This is a genomic window from Hyphomicrobium sp. 2TAF46 (assembly GCF_052114865.1).
GTDB lineage: Bacteria > Pseudomonadota > Alphaproteobacteria > Rhizobiales > Hyphomicrobiaceae > Hyphomicrobium_B.
In genome coordinates this window covers 204,547-220,078 of record NZ_JBFRFO010000002.1, presented here as the reverse complement: position 1 = coordinate 220,078, position 15,532 = coordinate 204,547, and the positions used below count along the sequence as shown (strand labels likewise).

General features: G+C 59.6%; 16 protein-coding genes and 1 tRNA gene. 6 read left to right on the top strand and 11 right to left on the bottom strand.

All coding sequences use genetic code 11. From position 1 onward, the window contains the following. Positions 1-131: 131 nt before the first annotated feature. Complete coding sequence (locus tag AB4Z24_RS04895) at positions 132-629, top strand: YbjN domain-containing protein (RefSeq protein ID WP_045836910.1); 498 nt, start codon at positions 132-134, stop codon at positions 627-629. Between the two features lie 48 nt (positions 630-677). After that, the gene (gene proC / locus AB4Z24_RS04890) at positions 678-1,505 is read left to right on the top strand and encodes a pyrroline-5-carboxylate reductase (RefSeq protein ID WP_441706276.1); all 828 of its coding nucleotides are present in this window, start codon (positions 678-680) and stop codon (positions 1,503-1,505) included. A gap of 257 nt (positions 1,506-1,762) precedes the next feature. Here the strand turns inward: proC and AB4Z24_RS04885 are convergent, their stop codons facing one another. Genes AB4Z24_RS04885 through AB4Z24_RS04875 form a run of 3 tightly spaced genes read right to left on the bottom strand, consistent with a single transcriptional unit; the run spans position 1,763 to position 4,525 of the window. Then, entirely contained in the window at positions 1,763-3,175 is a 1,413-nt protein-coding gene (locus AB4Z24_RS04885) for an ATP-binding protein (RefSeq protein ID WP_441706275.1), read from the bottom strand. Between the two features lie 52 nt (positions 3,176-3,227). Continuing rightward, a complete protein-coding gene (locus AB4Z24_RS04880; RefSeq protein WP_441706274.1) occupies positions 3,228-3,944 on the bottom strand; it encodes a response regulator in 717 nt (238 codons plus the stop codon). Continuing rightward, positions 3,941-4,525: a MarR family winged helix-turn-helix transcriptional regulator gene (locus tag AB4Z24_RS04875; protein WP_441706273.1), complete on the bottom strand. Its 585-nt coding sequence runs from the start codon at positions 4,523-4,525 to the stop codon at positions 3,941-3,943. Before AB4Z24_RS04875 ends, AB4Z24_RS04880 begins: the two co-directional genes overlap by 4 nt. Before the next feature lie 196 nt (positions 4,526-4,721). Here AB4Z24_RS04875 and AB4Z24_RS04870 point away from each other — a divergent pair, with 196 nt between their 5' ends. Then, complete coding sequence (locus AB4Z24_RS04870) at positions 4,722-5,618, top strand: branched-chain amino acid aminotransferase (protein ID WP_441706272.1); 897 nt, start codon at positions 4,722-4,724, stop codon at positions 5,616-5,618. Positions 5,619-5,996: 378 nt separating this feature from the next. On the opposite strand, the gene AB4Z24_RS04865 is transcribed toward AB4Z24_RS04870, so the two are convergent. Further along, on the bottom strand, positions 5,997-6,326 hold the full coding sequence (locus AB4Z24_RS04865; protein WP_441706271.1) for a hypothetical protein: 330 nt from the start codon (positions 6,324-6,326) through the stop codon (positions 5,997-5,999). A gap of 403 nt (positions 6,327-6,729) precedes the next feature. Between AB4Z24_RS04865 and arfB the strand changes: the two genes are divergently transcribed. After that, positions 6,730-7,149 carry an alternative ribosome rescue aminoacyl-tRNA hydrolase ArfB gene (gene arfB / locus AB4Z24_RS04860; protein WP_441706270.1) on the top strand — a complete coding sequence of 140 codons (420 nt, stop codon included), beginning with the start codon at positions 6,730-6,732 and terminating at the stop codon, positions 7,147-7,149. 166 nt (positions 7,150-7,315) lie between these two features. On the opposite strand, the gene AB4Z24_RS04855 is transcribed toward arfB, so the two are convergent. From AB4Z24_RS04855 to mnmA, 4 genes are all read right to left on the bottom strand, one after another. Then, the gene (locus AB4Z24_RS04855) at positions 7,316-7,990 is read right to left on the bottom strand and encodes a class I SAM-dependent methyltransferase (protein WP_441706269.1); all 675 of its coding nucleotides are present in this window, start codon (positions 7,988-7,990) and stop codon (positions 7,316-7,318) included. Between the two features lie 227 nt (positions 7,991-8,217). Further along, positions 8,218-8,294, bottom strand: a tRNA-Met gene (locus tag AB4Z24_RS04850). A 149-nt stretch (positions 8,295-8,443) separates the two neighbouring features. After that, positions 8,444-9,181 carry a class I SAM-dependent methyltransferase gene (locus AB4Z24_RS04845; RefSeq protein WP_441706268.1) on the bottom strand — a complete coding sequence of 246 codons (738 nt, stop codon included), beginning with the start codon at positions 9,179-9,181 and terminating at the stop codon, positions 8,444-8,446. Between the two features lie 43 nt (positions 9,182-9,224). Next, on the bottom strand, positions 9,225-10,448 hold the full coding sequence (mnmA, locus tag AB4Z24_RS04840; protein WP_441706267.1) for a tRNA 2-thiouridine(34) synthase MnmA: 1,224 nt from the start codon (positions 10,446-10,448) through the stop codon (positions 9,225-9,227). Between the two features lie 407 nt (positions 10,449-10,855). On the opposite strand from mnmA, the gene sciP reads away from it, so the two are divergent. Further along, complete coding sequence (gene sciP, locus AB4Z24_RS04835; protein WP_045836900.1) at positions 10,856-11,134, top strand: CtrA inhibitor SciP; 279 nt, start codon at positions 10,856-10,858, stop codon at positions 11,132-11,134. 75 nt (positions 11,135-11,209) lie between these two features. On the opposite strand, the gene AB4Z24_RS04830 is transcribed toward sciP, so the two are convergent. Both AB4Z24_RS04830 and AB4Z24_RS04825 read right to left on the bottom strand, forming a co-directional pair. Next, the gene (locus tag AB4Z24_RS04830) at positions 11,210-11,851 is read right to left on the bottom strand and encodes a hypothetical protein (protein ID WP_441706266.1); all 642 of its coding nucleotides are present in this window, start codon (positions 11,849-11,851) and stop codon (positions 11,210-11,212) included. A gap of 219 nt (positions 11,852-12,070) precedes the next feature. After that, positions 12,071-12,454: a flagellar export protein FliJ gene (locus AB4Z24_RS04825; RefSeq protein WP_290992071.1), complete on the bottom strand. Its 384-nt coding sequence runs from the start codon at positions 12,452-12,454 to the stop codon at positions 12,071-12,073. A gap of 682 nt (positions 12,455-13,136) precedes the next feature. Between AB4Z24_RS04825 and ctrA the strand changes: the two genes are divergently transcribed. Further along, positions 13,137-13,835 (top strand): response regulator transcription factor CtrA, encoded by a 699-nt coding sequence (ctrA, locus tag AB4Z24_RS04820; RefSeq protein ID WP_045836896.1) that lies wholly within the window; start codon positions 13,137-13,139, stop codon positions 13,833-13,835. 315 nt (positions 13,836-14,150) lie between these two features. Here ctrA and AB4Z24_RS04815 read toward each other — a convergent pair whose 3' ends face one another. After that, positions 14,151-15,503 (bottom strand): outer membrane protein, encoded by a 1,353-nt coding sequence (locus AB4Z24_RS04815; RefSeq protein WP_441706265.1) that lies wholly within the window; start codon positions 15,501-15,503, stop codon positions 14,151-14,153. Positions 15,504-15,532: the final 29 nt, after the last annotated feature.

Here is a 15,532-nt window from a genome sequence, read left to right as displayed (position 1 = left end):
CCGGTCAGCTTGCGACTCGTATGGGCGTCTGGTTTTGTCCGGCGCAGCACTAAGCGGCGCTTTCGATTTGAGTGTTTTGCGTCGTTCGTTAGGCCATCCCGGCGCGCGGCAGACTTGGAGAGCGATAACAAATGGCAGTTGCGGAACAGGGTTCTGACCGCGTTCTCAATCCGATCGATCTCATCGAACAGCTTGCGCAGAGCCACGACTGGCCCTGCGAGCGGGCAAGCGACGAAGAGCTGACGCTCATCGTTGCCGGGACGTGGGCTGATTATCATATCTCGATCAATTGGCGCGACGATCTCGAAGCCTTGCATCTCGCCTGCGCGTTCGATTTCCGGGTTCCGTCAAACCGTCTGACGGAAATGTACCGCCTGATCGCGCAGATCAACGAGCAGCTTTGGCTCGGTCACTTCGATCTCTGGACGCAGGAAGGCCTCGTGATGTTCCGTCACGCGCTTTTGCTCAACGGCACCGTTGCGACTGTCAGGCAGTGCGAGGCCATGCTGAAGGCGGCGCTCGAAGGCTGCGAGCGCTACTATCAAGCCTTCCAGTTCGTGGTTTGGGCGGGTAAGGAGAGCAAAGAGGCCCTGGTTTCGACGATGTTCGAGACGCAGGGACAGGCCTAAGCCGGACGCCATCGCGGGTTCGGCGCTCTTCGCCGAGGTACCCTGAGAATGTCGTTGAAATTGAATGGTCCGGTGGTGCTTGCGGGCGCCGGCAAGATGGGCGCCGCTTTGTTGGAAGGCTGGCTCGAGCGAGGGCTCGATCCCGCGAATATTATCATCCAGGAGCCAAATCTTTCGGGTTCGGCTCTCGACCTCGCAAATCGGCACGGGATCAGGGCGGCGGCCAGCTTGGCTCCGCTCGACAAGGCGCCTGCCGTCATTGTCGTCGCGGTGAAGCCGCAGGTGATGGACGATGTTTTTCCGGGGCTGGCAAAAGTCTCGGGGCCGGAGACCGTGGTCATATCCATTGCGGCCGGCAAGACGTTGCAGAGTTTCGAACGTCATTTGCAGCCGGGCACCGCAGTCATTCGGGCGATGCCGAATACGCCTGCCGCCATCGGTCGCGGCATCACGGGCGCTGTCGGCAACGCGCATGTTAGTGCCACACAGAAGGCCGCTGCCGAGAGCCTGCTCGGCGCGGTCGGGGAGGTCGTGTGGGTCGACGACGAGAGCCTGATCGATGCGGTGACCGCCGTCTCGGGCTCAGGTCCGGCCTATGTTTTCCTTTTGGTGGAAGCTCTCGCGGCGGCTGGAGTGTCTGCGGGGCTCGATGAGGCGACGGCGAAGCAGCTGGCGCGTGCAACCGTTTCGGGTTCGGGCGAACTTCTCAATCAATCGCAGACCGATCCGGAAACGCTGCGGCGCAACGTGACGTCGCCCGGCGGCACCACCGCTGCTGCGCTTGCCGTGCTGATGCGGGAGGGTAGCGGTCTCAAGGAACTGATGACCGAGGCTGTGCTGGCTGCTCAAAATCGCGGCCGCGAGCTGGGACGTTGACCGGGGCTGGGATTTCGGTCTCGGTCTCAGTTCGCGGCTGCCAGTGTCATCCCGAACGGGCTGTGGCGGCCCGCGGCGATCGGGATTTTCGGTACCGGTGACTGCAGGCTTGGAGGACACCTTGCCAAAGTCGACGGGTTTGGCCCCCGGATCCGACGCCCATGAGGATGTAACTTCATAACATAACGGTCAAATCACGATGCCGTGTGTTCACGTCATAACGTATTAAAATACAAAGCGATTTTCGGAATTTTTCCCTACTTTGGCAGGGAAATAATCGCACGCAGGCCGCCCATGGAGCTTTCTCCGAGGGCGATATCGCCGCCGTGGCTCTTGGCAATGTCGCGGGCGATGACGAGGCCGAGCCCGCTGTTGCCTTCGTCCTGATTGCGGGCGTGGTCGAGCCGGTAGAACGGCCGGAATACGTTCTCGCGCTCGTGCTCGGGGATGCCGGGGCCGTCGTCATCGACTTCGATGCGCACCCATTGGCCCTCTGGCGCGACGCGGATGATGATGCGGTCGCCGAAGCGGGCGGCGTTGGTGACGAGGTTCATGATGGCGCGCTTCAGGGCCTGCCGTTTCAGCGGCAAGACGATGTCGCCTTTGCTTTTGCGGATCTTGAGATCGATGGTGCAGGCATAAATCGATGCGTCGTCAACGATCTCTTCCAGGAGTTCCTTCAAATTCGTCGGCTTGGCTTCCTCGCCGCCGTCGCCTTTGGCGAACGCCAGATAGTCCTCGAGCATGTGCTGCATCTCGTCGACGTCGCCCGAGAGCGCCCGCGTTTCGGGCGTGTCGTCGAGCAGCGCTAGTTCGAGCTTGAACCGCGTCAGCACCGTTCGCAGGTCATGGCTGACGCCGGCGAGCATTGTCGTCCGCTGCTCGACGTGCTGCTTGATGCGGTCGCGCATCTGCAGGAATGCGAGGGCTGCCTGGCGGACTTCGCGCGCGCCGCGCGGCCGGAAGTCTTCTGGGATGCCTCGGCCTTTGCCGAAGGCGTCGGCGGCATCGGCGAGCCGCAAGATCGGCCGGATTTGATTGCGCAAAAACAGGATCGCGACCGTCAGCAGGATGACGGACGAACCGACCATCCAGAGAAGAAAGATATGCGAGTTAGACGCGTAGGTTTGGCTGCGGGTCGCGACGAAGCGCAAAATGGCACCGTCGAGCTTGACGCGGATCTCGACGTTCTGGTCGCCAACGGTGTTGATCCAGAACGGCAGCTGAACGTGCTTGCGCAATTCGTTCGAGAGCGCGCGGTCGAGCAAACGGAAAAACGGCTTCGGTCCCGGCGGCGGAAGATCGCCGTTCGGAAGTACTTCCATTTGCAAGCTGAGACGTTCGCGCGCGAGATCGATGATCTTCTGGGCGCCGTCCGCTTTCGGCAGATCCTCATAGACCTCGATCAGCGCGGCAATGTCACGGGCGGTGGCTTCCGACAGGCGGCGCGTCACGGCCTGCCAATGGCGTTCCATGAACGCGAACGCTATGACGCCTTCGAGGACGACGATCGGCGTGATGATGATGAGCAGCGCCCGGGCGTAGAGGCCCTTCGGGAGCATCTCGGCGCCGATGTTGAGCAGGCCGACGACAAACGGGTGCTCACGGAAGCGCCGATACCGCGAGGCGCCGCTGCCGGTATCCGGTGTCGTTTCGGGCACAACCACCATTGAAGCTAATTTTCCACCGTTCGCGGAGCTCCGACGATGCCGGTCATCGCGGTCAATCCGTGTAGAGGATATAGCCCTTGCCTCTGACAGTCTGCAGGTAGACAGGGTTCGACGGATCCGCCTCGATCTTGCGGCGCAGGCGATTGATCTGGACGTCGATCGCGCGTTCGCTTCCGGTGCTGTCGTCGCTCGAGAGTTCGTGGCGAGGAACGGCAACGCCGATGCGCTGCGAGAAAAGCCTGAGGAGATCGCGTTCGCGTTCGGTGAGCTTGATGGCTTCGTCGTCGCGTTTCAGCTCGCCGCGGGCGATACTGAATATGCAGCCACCCATCCGGATTTCGTCACGTGGGGCGGATTGCACTTGGCCGCGGCGAAGGATGTTGCGCAGCCGGAGCAGCAGCTCGCGCGGATCAAACGGCTTCGAGACATAGTCGTCGACGCCGGCCTCGAGACCTGAAATGCGATCCTGAGCTTCGGCGAGGGCCGTCAACATGCAGATCGGGACAGGCCGCGTCAGCTTCAGATCGCGGGCGAGAGAGAGGCCCGACTCGCCCGGCATCATGACGTCGAGGAGCACGAGATCGAATGACAGGCCGCGCATGAAGGCGCGTGCCGCAGCGGCATCGGCAGCCTCGGTGACGCGGAAGCCGTTGCTTGATAGGAAGCGGCCGAGTAGGCCTCTGATCTTCTGATCGTCGTCTACAACCAGTATGTGCGGAGCGTTGTCCGCTAAAGGTTCGGCTCGATCCTGCGCCATCAGGGCTCTCATGGGTTATAATCGGATGCAGCGTCCGATGGGCCGGTCCGCTGACCTTTGATGAGGGTTTCTACCTGGGGCCGGTCTTTCTCTGTGATCATCGCAAAAAGAAAATTCCGCGCTACGGCATCGGCGCCTGGGCCGAGGTTCGCGAGCGCCCCCTCGATGCGTTTGGCCTGAATTTGTGTCAGTTTATCGTTCAGCCGCGCGCCTTTGGCGGAGAGGTATAGCCGACGCTCGCGCCGATCCTCGTTTCCGGCTTTCTGGATGATGAATCCTTCATCGACGAGCTGCTTCAGAACGCGCGCCAGCGACTGCTTGGTGATCTTCAAAATATCCAGCAATTCCGCGACTTTCAGGCCGGGATTGCGGTGCACGAAGTGTAGCACACGATGATGCGCGCGGCCGAAGCCGTACTGGGACAGAATGGTGTCCGGGTCGCACGTGAAGTCCCGATAGGCGAAATAGAAAAGCTCTATGTACGCGATCAGGTCGACGAGGGGGGAAGGCCGGCCATCAGCCCCCACGGAAGCGGACGGATGCCCAGTTCCGGCAAGGTGTTCTGATGGGCCTTCTGACGTTATGTCAGTCATGTTGACTTATTGGCCTCGATTGTATTCTGTTGCAAGCCAAAATGCTGACCTGTCCGGCAGGTCTCTCTGCTTCTGCGCGAGGCGCACTGAAACACAAGTTCCCGCGGTTTCAGCCTGCCAAGCCCCAGCTTTTCGAGACGCCCGGCCAACCTTCGGCACCCGCTAACCATAACGCCCTGGAAGGATTTTGACTCGTATGGCTGACCTCATCCCCTATCACGACCGCGATGGGCTCATCTGGTTCGACGGGGCCCTCATCCCCTGGCGGGACGCGAAGGTCCACCTGCTGACCCATGCGCTGCACTATGCCAGCTCGGTGTTCGAGGGCGAGCGCGCGTACGACGGCGAGATTTTCAAACTGACCGAGCACAGCGAGCGTCTGGTCGAGAGCGCCCGGATATTGGATTTCGAAATTCCGTATTCGGTCGCCGAAATCGATCAGGCTTGTCGCGATGTCATCGCCGCGAACAAACTCGGCGACTGCTATGTTCGCCCGGTAGCGTGGCGGGGCAGCGAGCAAATGGGCGTTTCAGCTCAGAATGCAAAAATCCATCTCGCGGTCGCGGCGTGGGACTGGGGCTCCTATTTCCCGATGGAGCAGCGTCTCAAAGGCATTCGCATCACGAATGCCGTTTATCGTCGGCCCGATCCCGCCTGTGCTCCGTCGCGGGCTAAGGCGGCAGGTCTCTACATGATCTGCACGATCGAGAAACACCGCGCCGAGCGCGCCGGATATTCGGATGCCTTGATGCTCGATTGGCGCGGCCGCGTCGCGGAGTGCACGGGTGCGAACATCTTCTTCATCAAGGATGGCGTGGTGCATACGCCGGAAGCCGATTGCTTCCTCAACGGCATTACACGGCGCACAGTGATTGATCTCGCGAAGGCACGCGGCATCACGGTCGTCGAGCGCGTGATCATGCCGGAAGAGCTTGGCTCTTTCAGCGAGTGCTTCATCACCGGCACGGCGGCAGAAGTCACGCCCGTTTCTGAAATCGGCGAGCACAAATACAAGCCCGGTTCAGTCACGGAAACTCTGCTCAATGACTATATGGAACTGGTGAAACCGAAGAAGCGCGCTGCCGCAGAATAGCGGTTAGCATTGGCGTTTACGGCTTGCACTGACGATCGGAGAGGTTGATGCTTGCGATTTGCGGCTTAAACTTTTCCGGTATTCATGATGGCGAGAGCATTACTTCTCTTCGCTGTACTGATGACCGCTTTTTGCGGTTTGGACGCCGCCTTGGCCCAAGAGGGTCCAGGCGGCGCGCTCGGTATTCAGCGCGACTGCCAAGTTCTTACGACGTGCAATTTTAAACGTGGCCGAGGCTGGCGGGGATGTTTGTCATCCTATTCCTGCCGGCGATGCGAGACCGTGCCCGGACCCTGTGTGGGTGGTGGTCCGAGAAAGCGCATTTGCGGACAATTGATTTGCGATTGGTCGGGGAGTTAGCCACTCGCAGCTTGCTCGCTAATTGCTCGCCGGGCGGCCATTTCGGGCGAGCGCGGTTCTCTTCGCAGCCCGGTCATCAGGAGACGCGTTCCGTAAGATGAGCGGCGCGCAGATGGCAAAAAGGAAGGTGGCGATGGTGAGGAACAGCGCCCCCACGGCGATGGGCGATAGCGAAATTCCTGCCCAATAGGCGATCAGCTCGGCCACGATGCACCAGAAAACGGCGGGCATGATCGATGCGATCGCCAGCCCGACGAACCGTGCGGTCCGGCCCCACTGCGCCTCACGAACGGCGGTACCGATGGACGAGATCACGGGTGTCGAGGCAGTTCGCATGGCGTCGAGCATGACCTTTCCGTCGTGTCATTCACTAGAATTCAGTGAAACCCCGATGGGAGCCTGGATTTCTTCGGCTACTCAATGACGCTAGGCGGCGACGTTAAAGACTCGGTAAACGCAATGACTTCAATTTGAACTAATGGGCCCCGTACTCGCTACGCATGAGCCGACGATTGGTTCCTTCAACGTAGTCAACAAATCGAGAATCGCCGAAAGGGATCTGCAACTGATCAACATGCAGAATAGGTTGTTGGCAACCTAGATGTCGTGTGGATTCCGGGGATCCTGTGGGTATTCCGGGGGAGCATATGCCTCTCTGTGCAGATTGCGTTCGGAGGGCCCGGTGATACATCTCCTTGAGCATAATGGACCCGTTGCGCGGCAAGCGCGGTCAGGAAGGGGCTGACGAGCCATGCGCGTGACGGACGCGGTCGAAATTGCCGAAACGGAACTCGAGGAGCGCTTCGTACGGGCGTCGGGACCGGGTGGGCAGAATGTCAACAAGGTCTCGACGGCGGTGGAACTGCGCTTCGACCTCCGGGCCAATACTTCCATTCCCGATTACGCGCGCGACAAGCTGAAACGTCTGGCCGGGCGCCGTTTGACGATCGACGGGATCATCGTCATCCAGGCGGATCGCTTTCGCAGTCAGGAACAGAATAGAGCCGATGCCCGATCGAGGCTCATCGAGCTCATCGAGACCTCGCTGGAGCGACCGAAGCTCAGGATAAAAACGAAGCCTTCCCGCGGCGCGCGCGAGGAGCGGATCAAGGCAAAGACCGTACGCGGAAAGGTCAAGAAGATGCGCAGCCGGAAAGTCGATTTCGATTGATTGGCCGCTGGCGGCTATGTGGAGATGTTGGGCAACCGTTGCCGCGAGGTTTGCCGGCGTCTTTAGGACGGTTTTGCGAACCCATCGAAAGATTGGCTCAGCGGTCGGTACCCGTTGCCGTTTTGGCGGCGCTGCCAAAATGTTGAACGGAATGGGTACCGAGGTGTTACAGCCAGAATGGGGTCTGGCAGCGCCGGGTTTCAGGCTTCGCGATAAAACTGATGATGTCGCGGTGGACCTTGATCGAGTACTTCCGACCTGGGCCCCAGCTGTCGGTTTGGAACAAGGTTACGAGCTCGGATTGCTCGACCATGGTCCTCATGTTGGAGGCGCTCATATCCTGTGCCCGCCAGCCGGCGTGTCGCGGATCGTCAGGGTGGTGGATGATTGCCAGCGCATCGGGTTTCATGATGCGCGGAAGCTGCTTGAGATAGTTGGAGGTGTCCTGGGCATCTATGTGCACGAACACGTCGAAACTCCAGACGAGGTCGACAGACTGATCGGGAATGCTGCTGAGATCGCCACCTGTCTCGACATATGTTGCAGCGCTGTCTCCGAACTTCGCCCGGCAGGCTTCGATGCATTTTGGAGAGAGGTCGACAAGCCAAAGTTTATCGACCTTGCCGACGAAATACTCGGACCACCGCCCGTGGCCGCAGCCGATCTCAAGGACCGATATGTCGGGCTTGATGTTCGGGATCAAGTAGGTGTCGACTAATGATTTCTTCCAATTGTCGTAGCTTTGGCCACGCGTCGTCGCGAACTCGTGGAACTCGTCCCCATCGGCTTGCCAGCTGTGGCCCGCGTTCCACGCTTCAAGATTTGCTGCAATGCTCGGCACGACTTCCCTCCGTCACGTATCGTCCCCGAAGCGCGACGTATCGTGAGTCGCGGCCGGACGTCGATCAGCACAGGTGACACAGACCCGGCACATCGAAGCAAGCACGTGATCTTAGCTGGTGGCCGGACGGCCTGGCTGGTGCGATCATTGACAACCTAGCCGTTGTCAGTCCGAGTCCAGACCGACTTCGTCTAGATGGAAAACATTCATCATTCAAACGGTGTGAGTGGTAGCGGGAGGCGGACTTGAACCGCCGACCTAAGGATTATGAGACCTTCGCTCTAACCACCTGAGCTATCCCGCCACACCGGCCAGCACGCTGGCATCGGAGCGACCGTCTATAGGGAGCGCCGCAGCTTTCTGTCAACACGGCGCTCCGTCCCGGCGGCACATGCGTGCCAACAAAATTCGATCGGGCCGGGAACGACACTTATTTCGCGTATTCCGCGCGGGCTATTCTGCGGCAAGCGGGCGCTGGCTGACTGCCCCTTCCTTGCGGAAGCGCATCATCGTGAAAATGCCCCACGGCCGCAGCGCCTTACGGTCGATCAGCTTCAGTTCGGGGCAAACCATCACACGCGACACGTCGAACACCGAGTGCCAGCCGACGAGGTCGGCGAACGGGGCCATCTGCCGCTCGACCCAGCCGCGCACGCCGTCGTCCTGGCTGAAGTGGTTGACGAGCATGACCTCGCCGCCGGGCTTCGTCACCCGCGACAATTCCTGCATGACCTTCTGCGGATCGGGCACGACCGTAATCACGTACATCGCGACCGTCTTGTCGAACGAGTTATCGGGGAAGCGAAGGTTGCTCGCGTCCATCTCGTAAAGGCCCGAAATGTTCGTCAGCTTCTCGGCTTTGACGCGCTCGCGGGCCTTGTCCAGCATCTCCGGTGCGAGATCGATGCCGACGATGTCCAAATGCTTTTTGTAATCGGGAAGCGAGAGACCAGTGCCGACCCCGACTTCGAGCACGCGGCCGTCACCGGAATTGATGATTTCGACGGCGTGACGGCGGCCGGCCGTCGAGATCGCGCCGAAGGTATAGTCATAAACCGGCGCCCACCGTCGGTAAGCGTCGCGGACCTGGCCTTCATCGAGCTGCAAAACCTTCGCTTCCGAACGCCTTTTCTGTGCTCCCGCACGCACTCCCGACGAGGCGTGGAAGCCCGAAGGCTTGTTATCGCTCACTGCCCGATCTCCATTCGTCCGCAACCGAATTCATGCGATGTGCCTAGCGGCCTGCGCCGGCCATCGTGGTGTTCCTTACCGCCTCTTCGGCGATATTTGTGGCCTTGATCGTTTTTGCAATATATCCCCCGCCAAGGACACGTCCCTCCGTCCCGGCGTCGGCATAAAACACGCACGCTTGTCCGGTCGCAATACCCTCTTCGCCGTCGGTCAGATCGACCCGGACGGCGCCGCCCTCTTCGACTGTGAGCAAGGCGGGCCGGAGCGCCTGCGACGAGCGCATGCGAACATAAAGCGAGAGACCGTCCGCCGCGACCTCGCGCAGCGGCTTCTCTCCGAGCCAATTGACGTTGCGAAGCATCAGACCGGTGGTCCTGAGCGCTGCTCGCGGACCGACGACGACTTCATTCTTCGATGCGTCGAGACGGACGACGTAAAGGGGCTCGGCGGCTGGGATTTTAATGCCGCGGCGCTGTCCGACCGTGTAATGCACGATGCCGTCGTGGCGGCCGAGAATGCGACCGTCGAGATGGACGATGTTGCCGGCGTCAAGCGCGTTCGGCTTCAGGCGTTCGATGACGTCGGTGTACTTCCCAGTCGGAACGAAGCAGATATCCTGGCTGTCCGACTTGTCGGCCACGGGCAGATTGAACGAACGTGCGAGGTCGCGCACGGCGGCCTTCTGCATGCCGCCGATCGGAAACCAGAGGGATGCGAGCTGCTCCTTCGTGATGCCGAACAGAAAATAGCTCTGATCGCGATCGGCATCGACGGCGCGCGAGAGGACGGGGCCATCCTTGGTGTCGTGCCGCTGAACGTAGTGGCCGGTTACGAGGACATCGGCGCCCAGATCCTTGGCGGTGTCGAGCAGGTCGCGAAACTTGATTTCGTTATTGCAGGTGACGCAGGGGATCGGCGTTTCGCCGGCGACATAGCTCTCGGCGAATGACTCGATGACCTTCGTGGCAAAGCGCGTCTCGTAGTCGAGGACGTAGTGCGGGATGTCGAGCGCTTCGGCGACGCGACGGGCGTCGTGGATGTCCTGACCCGCGCAGCAGCTGCCCTTACGGCCCGTCGCGGAGCCGTGGTCGTAAAGCTGCAGCGTGACGCCGATCACGTCGTGACCGGCGGCCTTCATGATGGCCGCGGCTACCGAGCTATCGACGCCGCCTGACATCGCCACGACGACGCGCTTTTTCGATGCGGCCGCCTGCTTTGGGGCGCGCACTGCGCTGCTGCCGGCAGATGATGTTTCGGTCTGGTTCATACGATCGACTGGCTCGGGCTCGTGGCAGGGGAGCGCAGTAAAGCTCCTACAACAATACCTCGACGCCGCTATCCTTCAAAAGATCCAAGAAATTCAGAGAATTGCCCGTCCGGGGCGATTGTGATCTCAGCGGGTATTGGGCCTTGTCCATCAATAATTGTCAAATCCGCCGTCTGCAAGGCGGTGTGGAGCCTCGCCACAGGGTTTTTGGCCCATTTTTCGCTGAGGAAAACGCCAAGACTCCACGGTGCTTCAAATCGGGACGGATCGCCTCAACAGCGCCCTGTTTCGGTAAGGTAATGTGGAATTGGCACGCCCATTTATATGTTTTTCACTCAATGGGTTAGTGCTAATTTAATCGCATGCGGTTATAACTAACCCTGGTCAAAGAGTGTGTATTGAGTATCATGACCGAACAGCAGATGAGAGCGCGCGGGCGCTACGTGATCGGACCTGATGGGTCGCCCCTCACGGTCGCAGACCTTCCCCCGCGGGATACGAAAAGATGGGTCATCCGCCGCAAGGCTGAGGTGGTTGCCGCTGTGCGCGGCGGTCTTCTCAGTATCGAAGAAGCTTGCGAGCGTTATACGTTGACCGTTGACGAGTTCCTGTCGTGGCAGCGTTCGATCGACAAGCATGGCCTGCCCGGCCTTCGCGCGACGCGTTTACAGGACTATCGGGACTAACTTTGTCAGGCTGACTTCGTCAGGCTGATTTCGTCAGTTTTCTAAAGTCCGTAGACCGATACAGCAGAGTGCAGTCTAGGGTTGCTGGGCCGGCTTGGCCTGGGCAGCCTTGACTTTTGCTTTTTGAGCCTTGGTCTTCTTCGCCGGTTGAGCTGCGTCTGCCGTCTCGGGCGGCGCAGGTATCCAACCTGGGACTGACGAGGTGGCTGCGCAACCATCTGTGCCCTTCGCCCATCGCGTGACGTCGTTCGTCATTGCAGAGGCGTATGCATCCGTCATCTTCCGGTTTTCGACCGTAAGCGTGGCGGAAGCTTCTCCCGTCGGTTCAATGCCGACGAGATAGGCCTTGGGTCCGCGCGGGTTGGGTTGCGTCGGATCCCGCTCATGAATGACGATTTCGGCCTTCCCCCCGCGCGAAGGTGCGTCGGCCGTCGCGTGAAAGATGTAATCTTTCTTGAGCGGGCCTCCCGCGGCGAACCAGCAGCTCATCGCGCCGCGAGCCAGCCGCGAATAAATCTCGGTTGCCGATCCCGTTGCGCCCGGAACGACCTTGGCCGCCGAGGTTTCGCCGCCGGGGAGCGCCGCGACCGTCGGCGCATTTTGACCGGACGGCTGAAGGTTCAGAGACTGCAATTCCGGTCCGTTGCCCGCGCAACCCGGCAACGCCGCCACGATCAGCAGCGCCGGCACCCATAGTGATGGACGGCGAACAGGCATTTTTCCCCGTGCGGCGGCGCACATAGACTCATTGCTTGAACACGAATGACAGTTGCAACTCGTGCCCGCCCGGCCTGATTTGGGCAAGGGGTCACGGTCGCACCAAACGGCGAAGCCAACAGAATTTGGAGGGAGAAAGGCGGCGTCTTTCGGGCGGGCCGCAGCGCCTGGGGCAAAGGGAAGCTGGGCTCTATGCGAGAGCCCAGCGACGCGAATCAATCAGCGGAGAGCGGTGATGCCGAAAGGGCGGTCCCGGCGGCCGGCGCGGGGATCGTCGAGGTTAGCGGCCTGCTGGGCGGCACGAGAGAATTGCTCAACCGTGTCATCCCGTTCGCGAACGGCGGCTGCCAGCTTCTCGCGCAGCCCTTCCGTCGACTGCCGGAGGTTGTCGCGCCGCTGCGCTGCCGCTTTTGCGAAGGTCGAATAGGAGAAATGCGCACGATCGCGAATGCCCGTGCGATCTTCCTCAAGTTGAATCTGGCGTTCAAGGTCGGCGGCCATCTGATCGAATTCGCGAATAATTCGCTCCAGATCGTCAACCTTCCTAGACTTCTCTTCTACTTCCCGACGCTTCAGGCGCATGGCCATGTCACGTGACTTCATCGTCCGATACCCCAAACAAATTCGAACTTTCCGTATCTTCGCCTTACACAAGAAGCGTGCCAACCAAGATGAGGCGTTGCTGCTACAGTAACAACGAAGAAACGAAGTCATTCCGATGGGCCGTCGCGTTGCACCAGCGTCCGATGACCCTCAATAATTAGGTATGACATACTGCGCTTAAGTTGCGGTAAAGCAACGGGTAACTATTTCTGACGGCCCGTCTCGTTTGGGGGCAAAATTTTAGTCATGCGCCGTCTAGGGCAATCTCACGAATTCTGTTAGCTCTTGATTCGAGCCGAATGCAGGTCAGAAGCGATCGGAGTCGGATAACGGGGTGGGCGCCTCGAAATCGGACTTTGCGGAAGATCTTGTCGGCGATCGAGAGGGGCGCAGTTCTAATATTTTGAAACAATAGCGGGCCATGCTTTGGCGCGAACGAGGATGCTTTGCCTCGCGACCGTCAATACCGTGACCGGCTTCGCGGAAGCTATGTCTATCTCCAGTTGCCGTCAGAACACCGGCAAGCCACGAGATGGTGAATTAGCTAACGCGAATTAGGGTTTGTTAACCTCTCGTCGCTAACTTCCTAACGATCGCTTAGCTCGATGGTTGTGCGTTTTCTTTGAGCGAAGGACAGACATAGCGCGGACACGGATCGGATTAGGGCACCAGAGGGACGGTCATGCGGGTTCTACTCATTGAAGACGACAGTGCCACGGCGCAGAGCATCGAGCTCATGCTGCAGTCGGAGGGTTTTAACGTTTATACGACGGACCTAGGCGAAGAGGGCGTCGATCTAGGTAAGCTTTACGACTACGATATCATTCTCCTTGATCTCAACCTTCCAGACATGAGCGGTTACGAAGTTCTGAAGACGCTTCGTGTTGCGAAGGTCGGAACGCCGATTCTGATACTCTCAGGTCTAGCGGGCATCGACGACAAGGTTCGTGGTCTTGGCTTCGGCGCCGACGACTACATGACGAAGCCCTTCCACAAGGATGAGCTCGTCGCACGCATTCAGGCGATCGTTCGCCGCTCGAAGGGACACGCACAGTCGGTCATCGAGACCGGCGATCTTCGCGTCAATCTCGACACCAAGACGGTCGACGTCAATAACCAGCGCGTGCATCTGACCGGCAAGGAATATCAGATGCTCGAACTCCTTTCGCTCAGGAAGGGCACGACCCTGACGAAAGAGATGTTCCTTAATCATCTCTACGGCGGAATGGATGAACCTGAGCTGAAGATCATCGACGTCTTCATCTGCAAGCTCAGGAAGAAGCTTCAGGCAGCAACCGGCGGCAAGCACTACATCGAAACGGTGTGGGGCCGCGGATACGTGCTGCGCGATCCGGGACATGAAGGTTCCGAAGCCGCTTAAGATTTCGCGCTCTTCGATCTTCACGCGCATTTTTTTTCACGCGCACAGGGGCCATGATGGCCCTTGTCGTGTTTTTGGGCGCAGCTTCGGCAACCCTACGGTCCCGAGAGTCGTTGCTGGCGAACGCCCCCCGCCACGTGCGGGCCGATAAGCTCGTCATCGCAGCCCACGCTCAGCGTCAGCAAACCTCCCACTTCCCGATCCGGCTTTAGCCCCGATACCTATTGTGGTCCACGCATGTGCTCAGGGGCCCACGAGGGGCCCCTGTCATTCGCATCAAGCGATCGATTTAGATCTGCGCCGAACCGGTGGCTGTCATGGGCGCCAGTTGATAGAAAGACGGCCCGTCTGAATGTCGGGATCGATGTGCGCGGGCGGGAAAGGGGATCCCAATCCGGGGAACAGCTCAAGGTTTTCGCTCGCCAGATCGATGTAGCGATATTCAGCTTTGAGCGAGAGCGAATCCCAGATTTTCGTTTCGACACCGGCGCCGATGAACGCACCCGAGATGCGCTTGGCGTCGTATAGAGTCGCACCGTTGCCGGGGCCGGGTCCGGCTAAAGAAGACAGGGTCGCTTCCATTCCCGCGTTCGCGTAGCCGCCGCTGACGAACAGCAGTGTGTCGGGAGCGGTGAGGTATCCCAACCTACCGCCGACCATCAGGATGTTCTTAAAGCCGCCGCGGCTTTCGTAGATGGGCGTGCCGGAGAAGCTGAGTTGATCCTTGTATTTCAGGTTCGACATATCAGCATCGGCGAGCGCGCCAACGACGAACCTTTTACTGAATTGATAGTCGTAGCCAACTGTTGCCGAGATGAAGCCGCCATCATTGCTGACGGGATTGTTCAGTGTGCTTGCTTCCGACGGGAAGGTTTCCTGCTTCTGGGCCACGCTGTAGCCCGCGCCGAAGCCGAGGTACGGTCCGGTCCAACTCGAGGTGATCGGCGGGATCGAGTTATCGACAACGTCCTTCTTGCCATCGCCAAAGCGGTAGTTGAGCGACATCCTGATGGTTTGGGTTTGCGGCTTCAACGTCTCAATCAATGTCGCTGACGGCACAGTGTCATTGAAAACAGCGCCTTCGGAGCGCATCGACGTATAGCGATACTCAGCCTTGAGGCTGAAGCCGTTGCCAATCAACGTTTCGACGCCGCTTCCCAGGAAATAGCCGTTGAAGCTTCCGATGTCGGCGCGCATCGAGGTTGGGCCGAAGTTGATGGTTACGTCACTCGGATCAGAACGGGCATAGCCGAACGTCGAGAAAAAGAGCGTTGTTGGTGCGACGAGGTAGCCGACGCGGCCGCCGACGGAGAGTTGATCTCCGAGCTTGAGGTGCCCAGTTTCGCTGAATAGGAAATTGGAAAAGTTGGTATCAGCGTCGGAGAAATCATAGTCGACAAAAACACCTACGACGAGCGGCCCGAACAAGGCGTGGTCATAACCCGCGCTAAGAGTGAGAAAGCCTCCAGCGCCAGCCTGGCCGTTTTTCTTATAATCAATGTTGGTCAGCCCGTCGGTCAGGCGGGTGTCGACGCGGGTGTTCGTCATGTCATACCCGCCGCCTATGCCGATATATGGTCCTGCCCAGTCGTTGGCGGAAGCCGGACCGGCGGCGATTATCAACGTGCTTCCTGCGACTAGCGCGAGGCCGGTCAGTTTCTCGATCATGGCATTCCCCGACAGGTGCACCAGAAAAC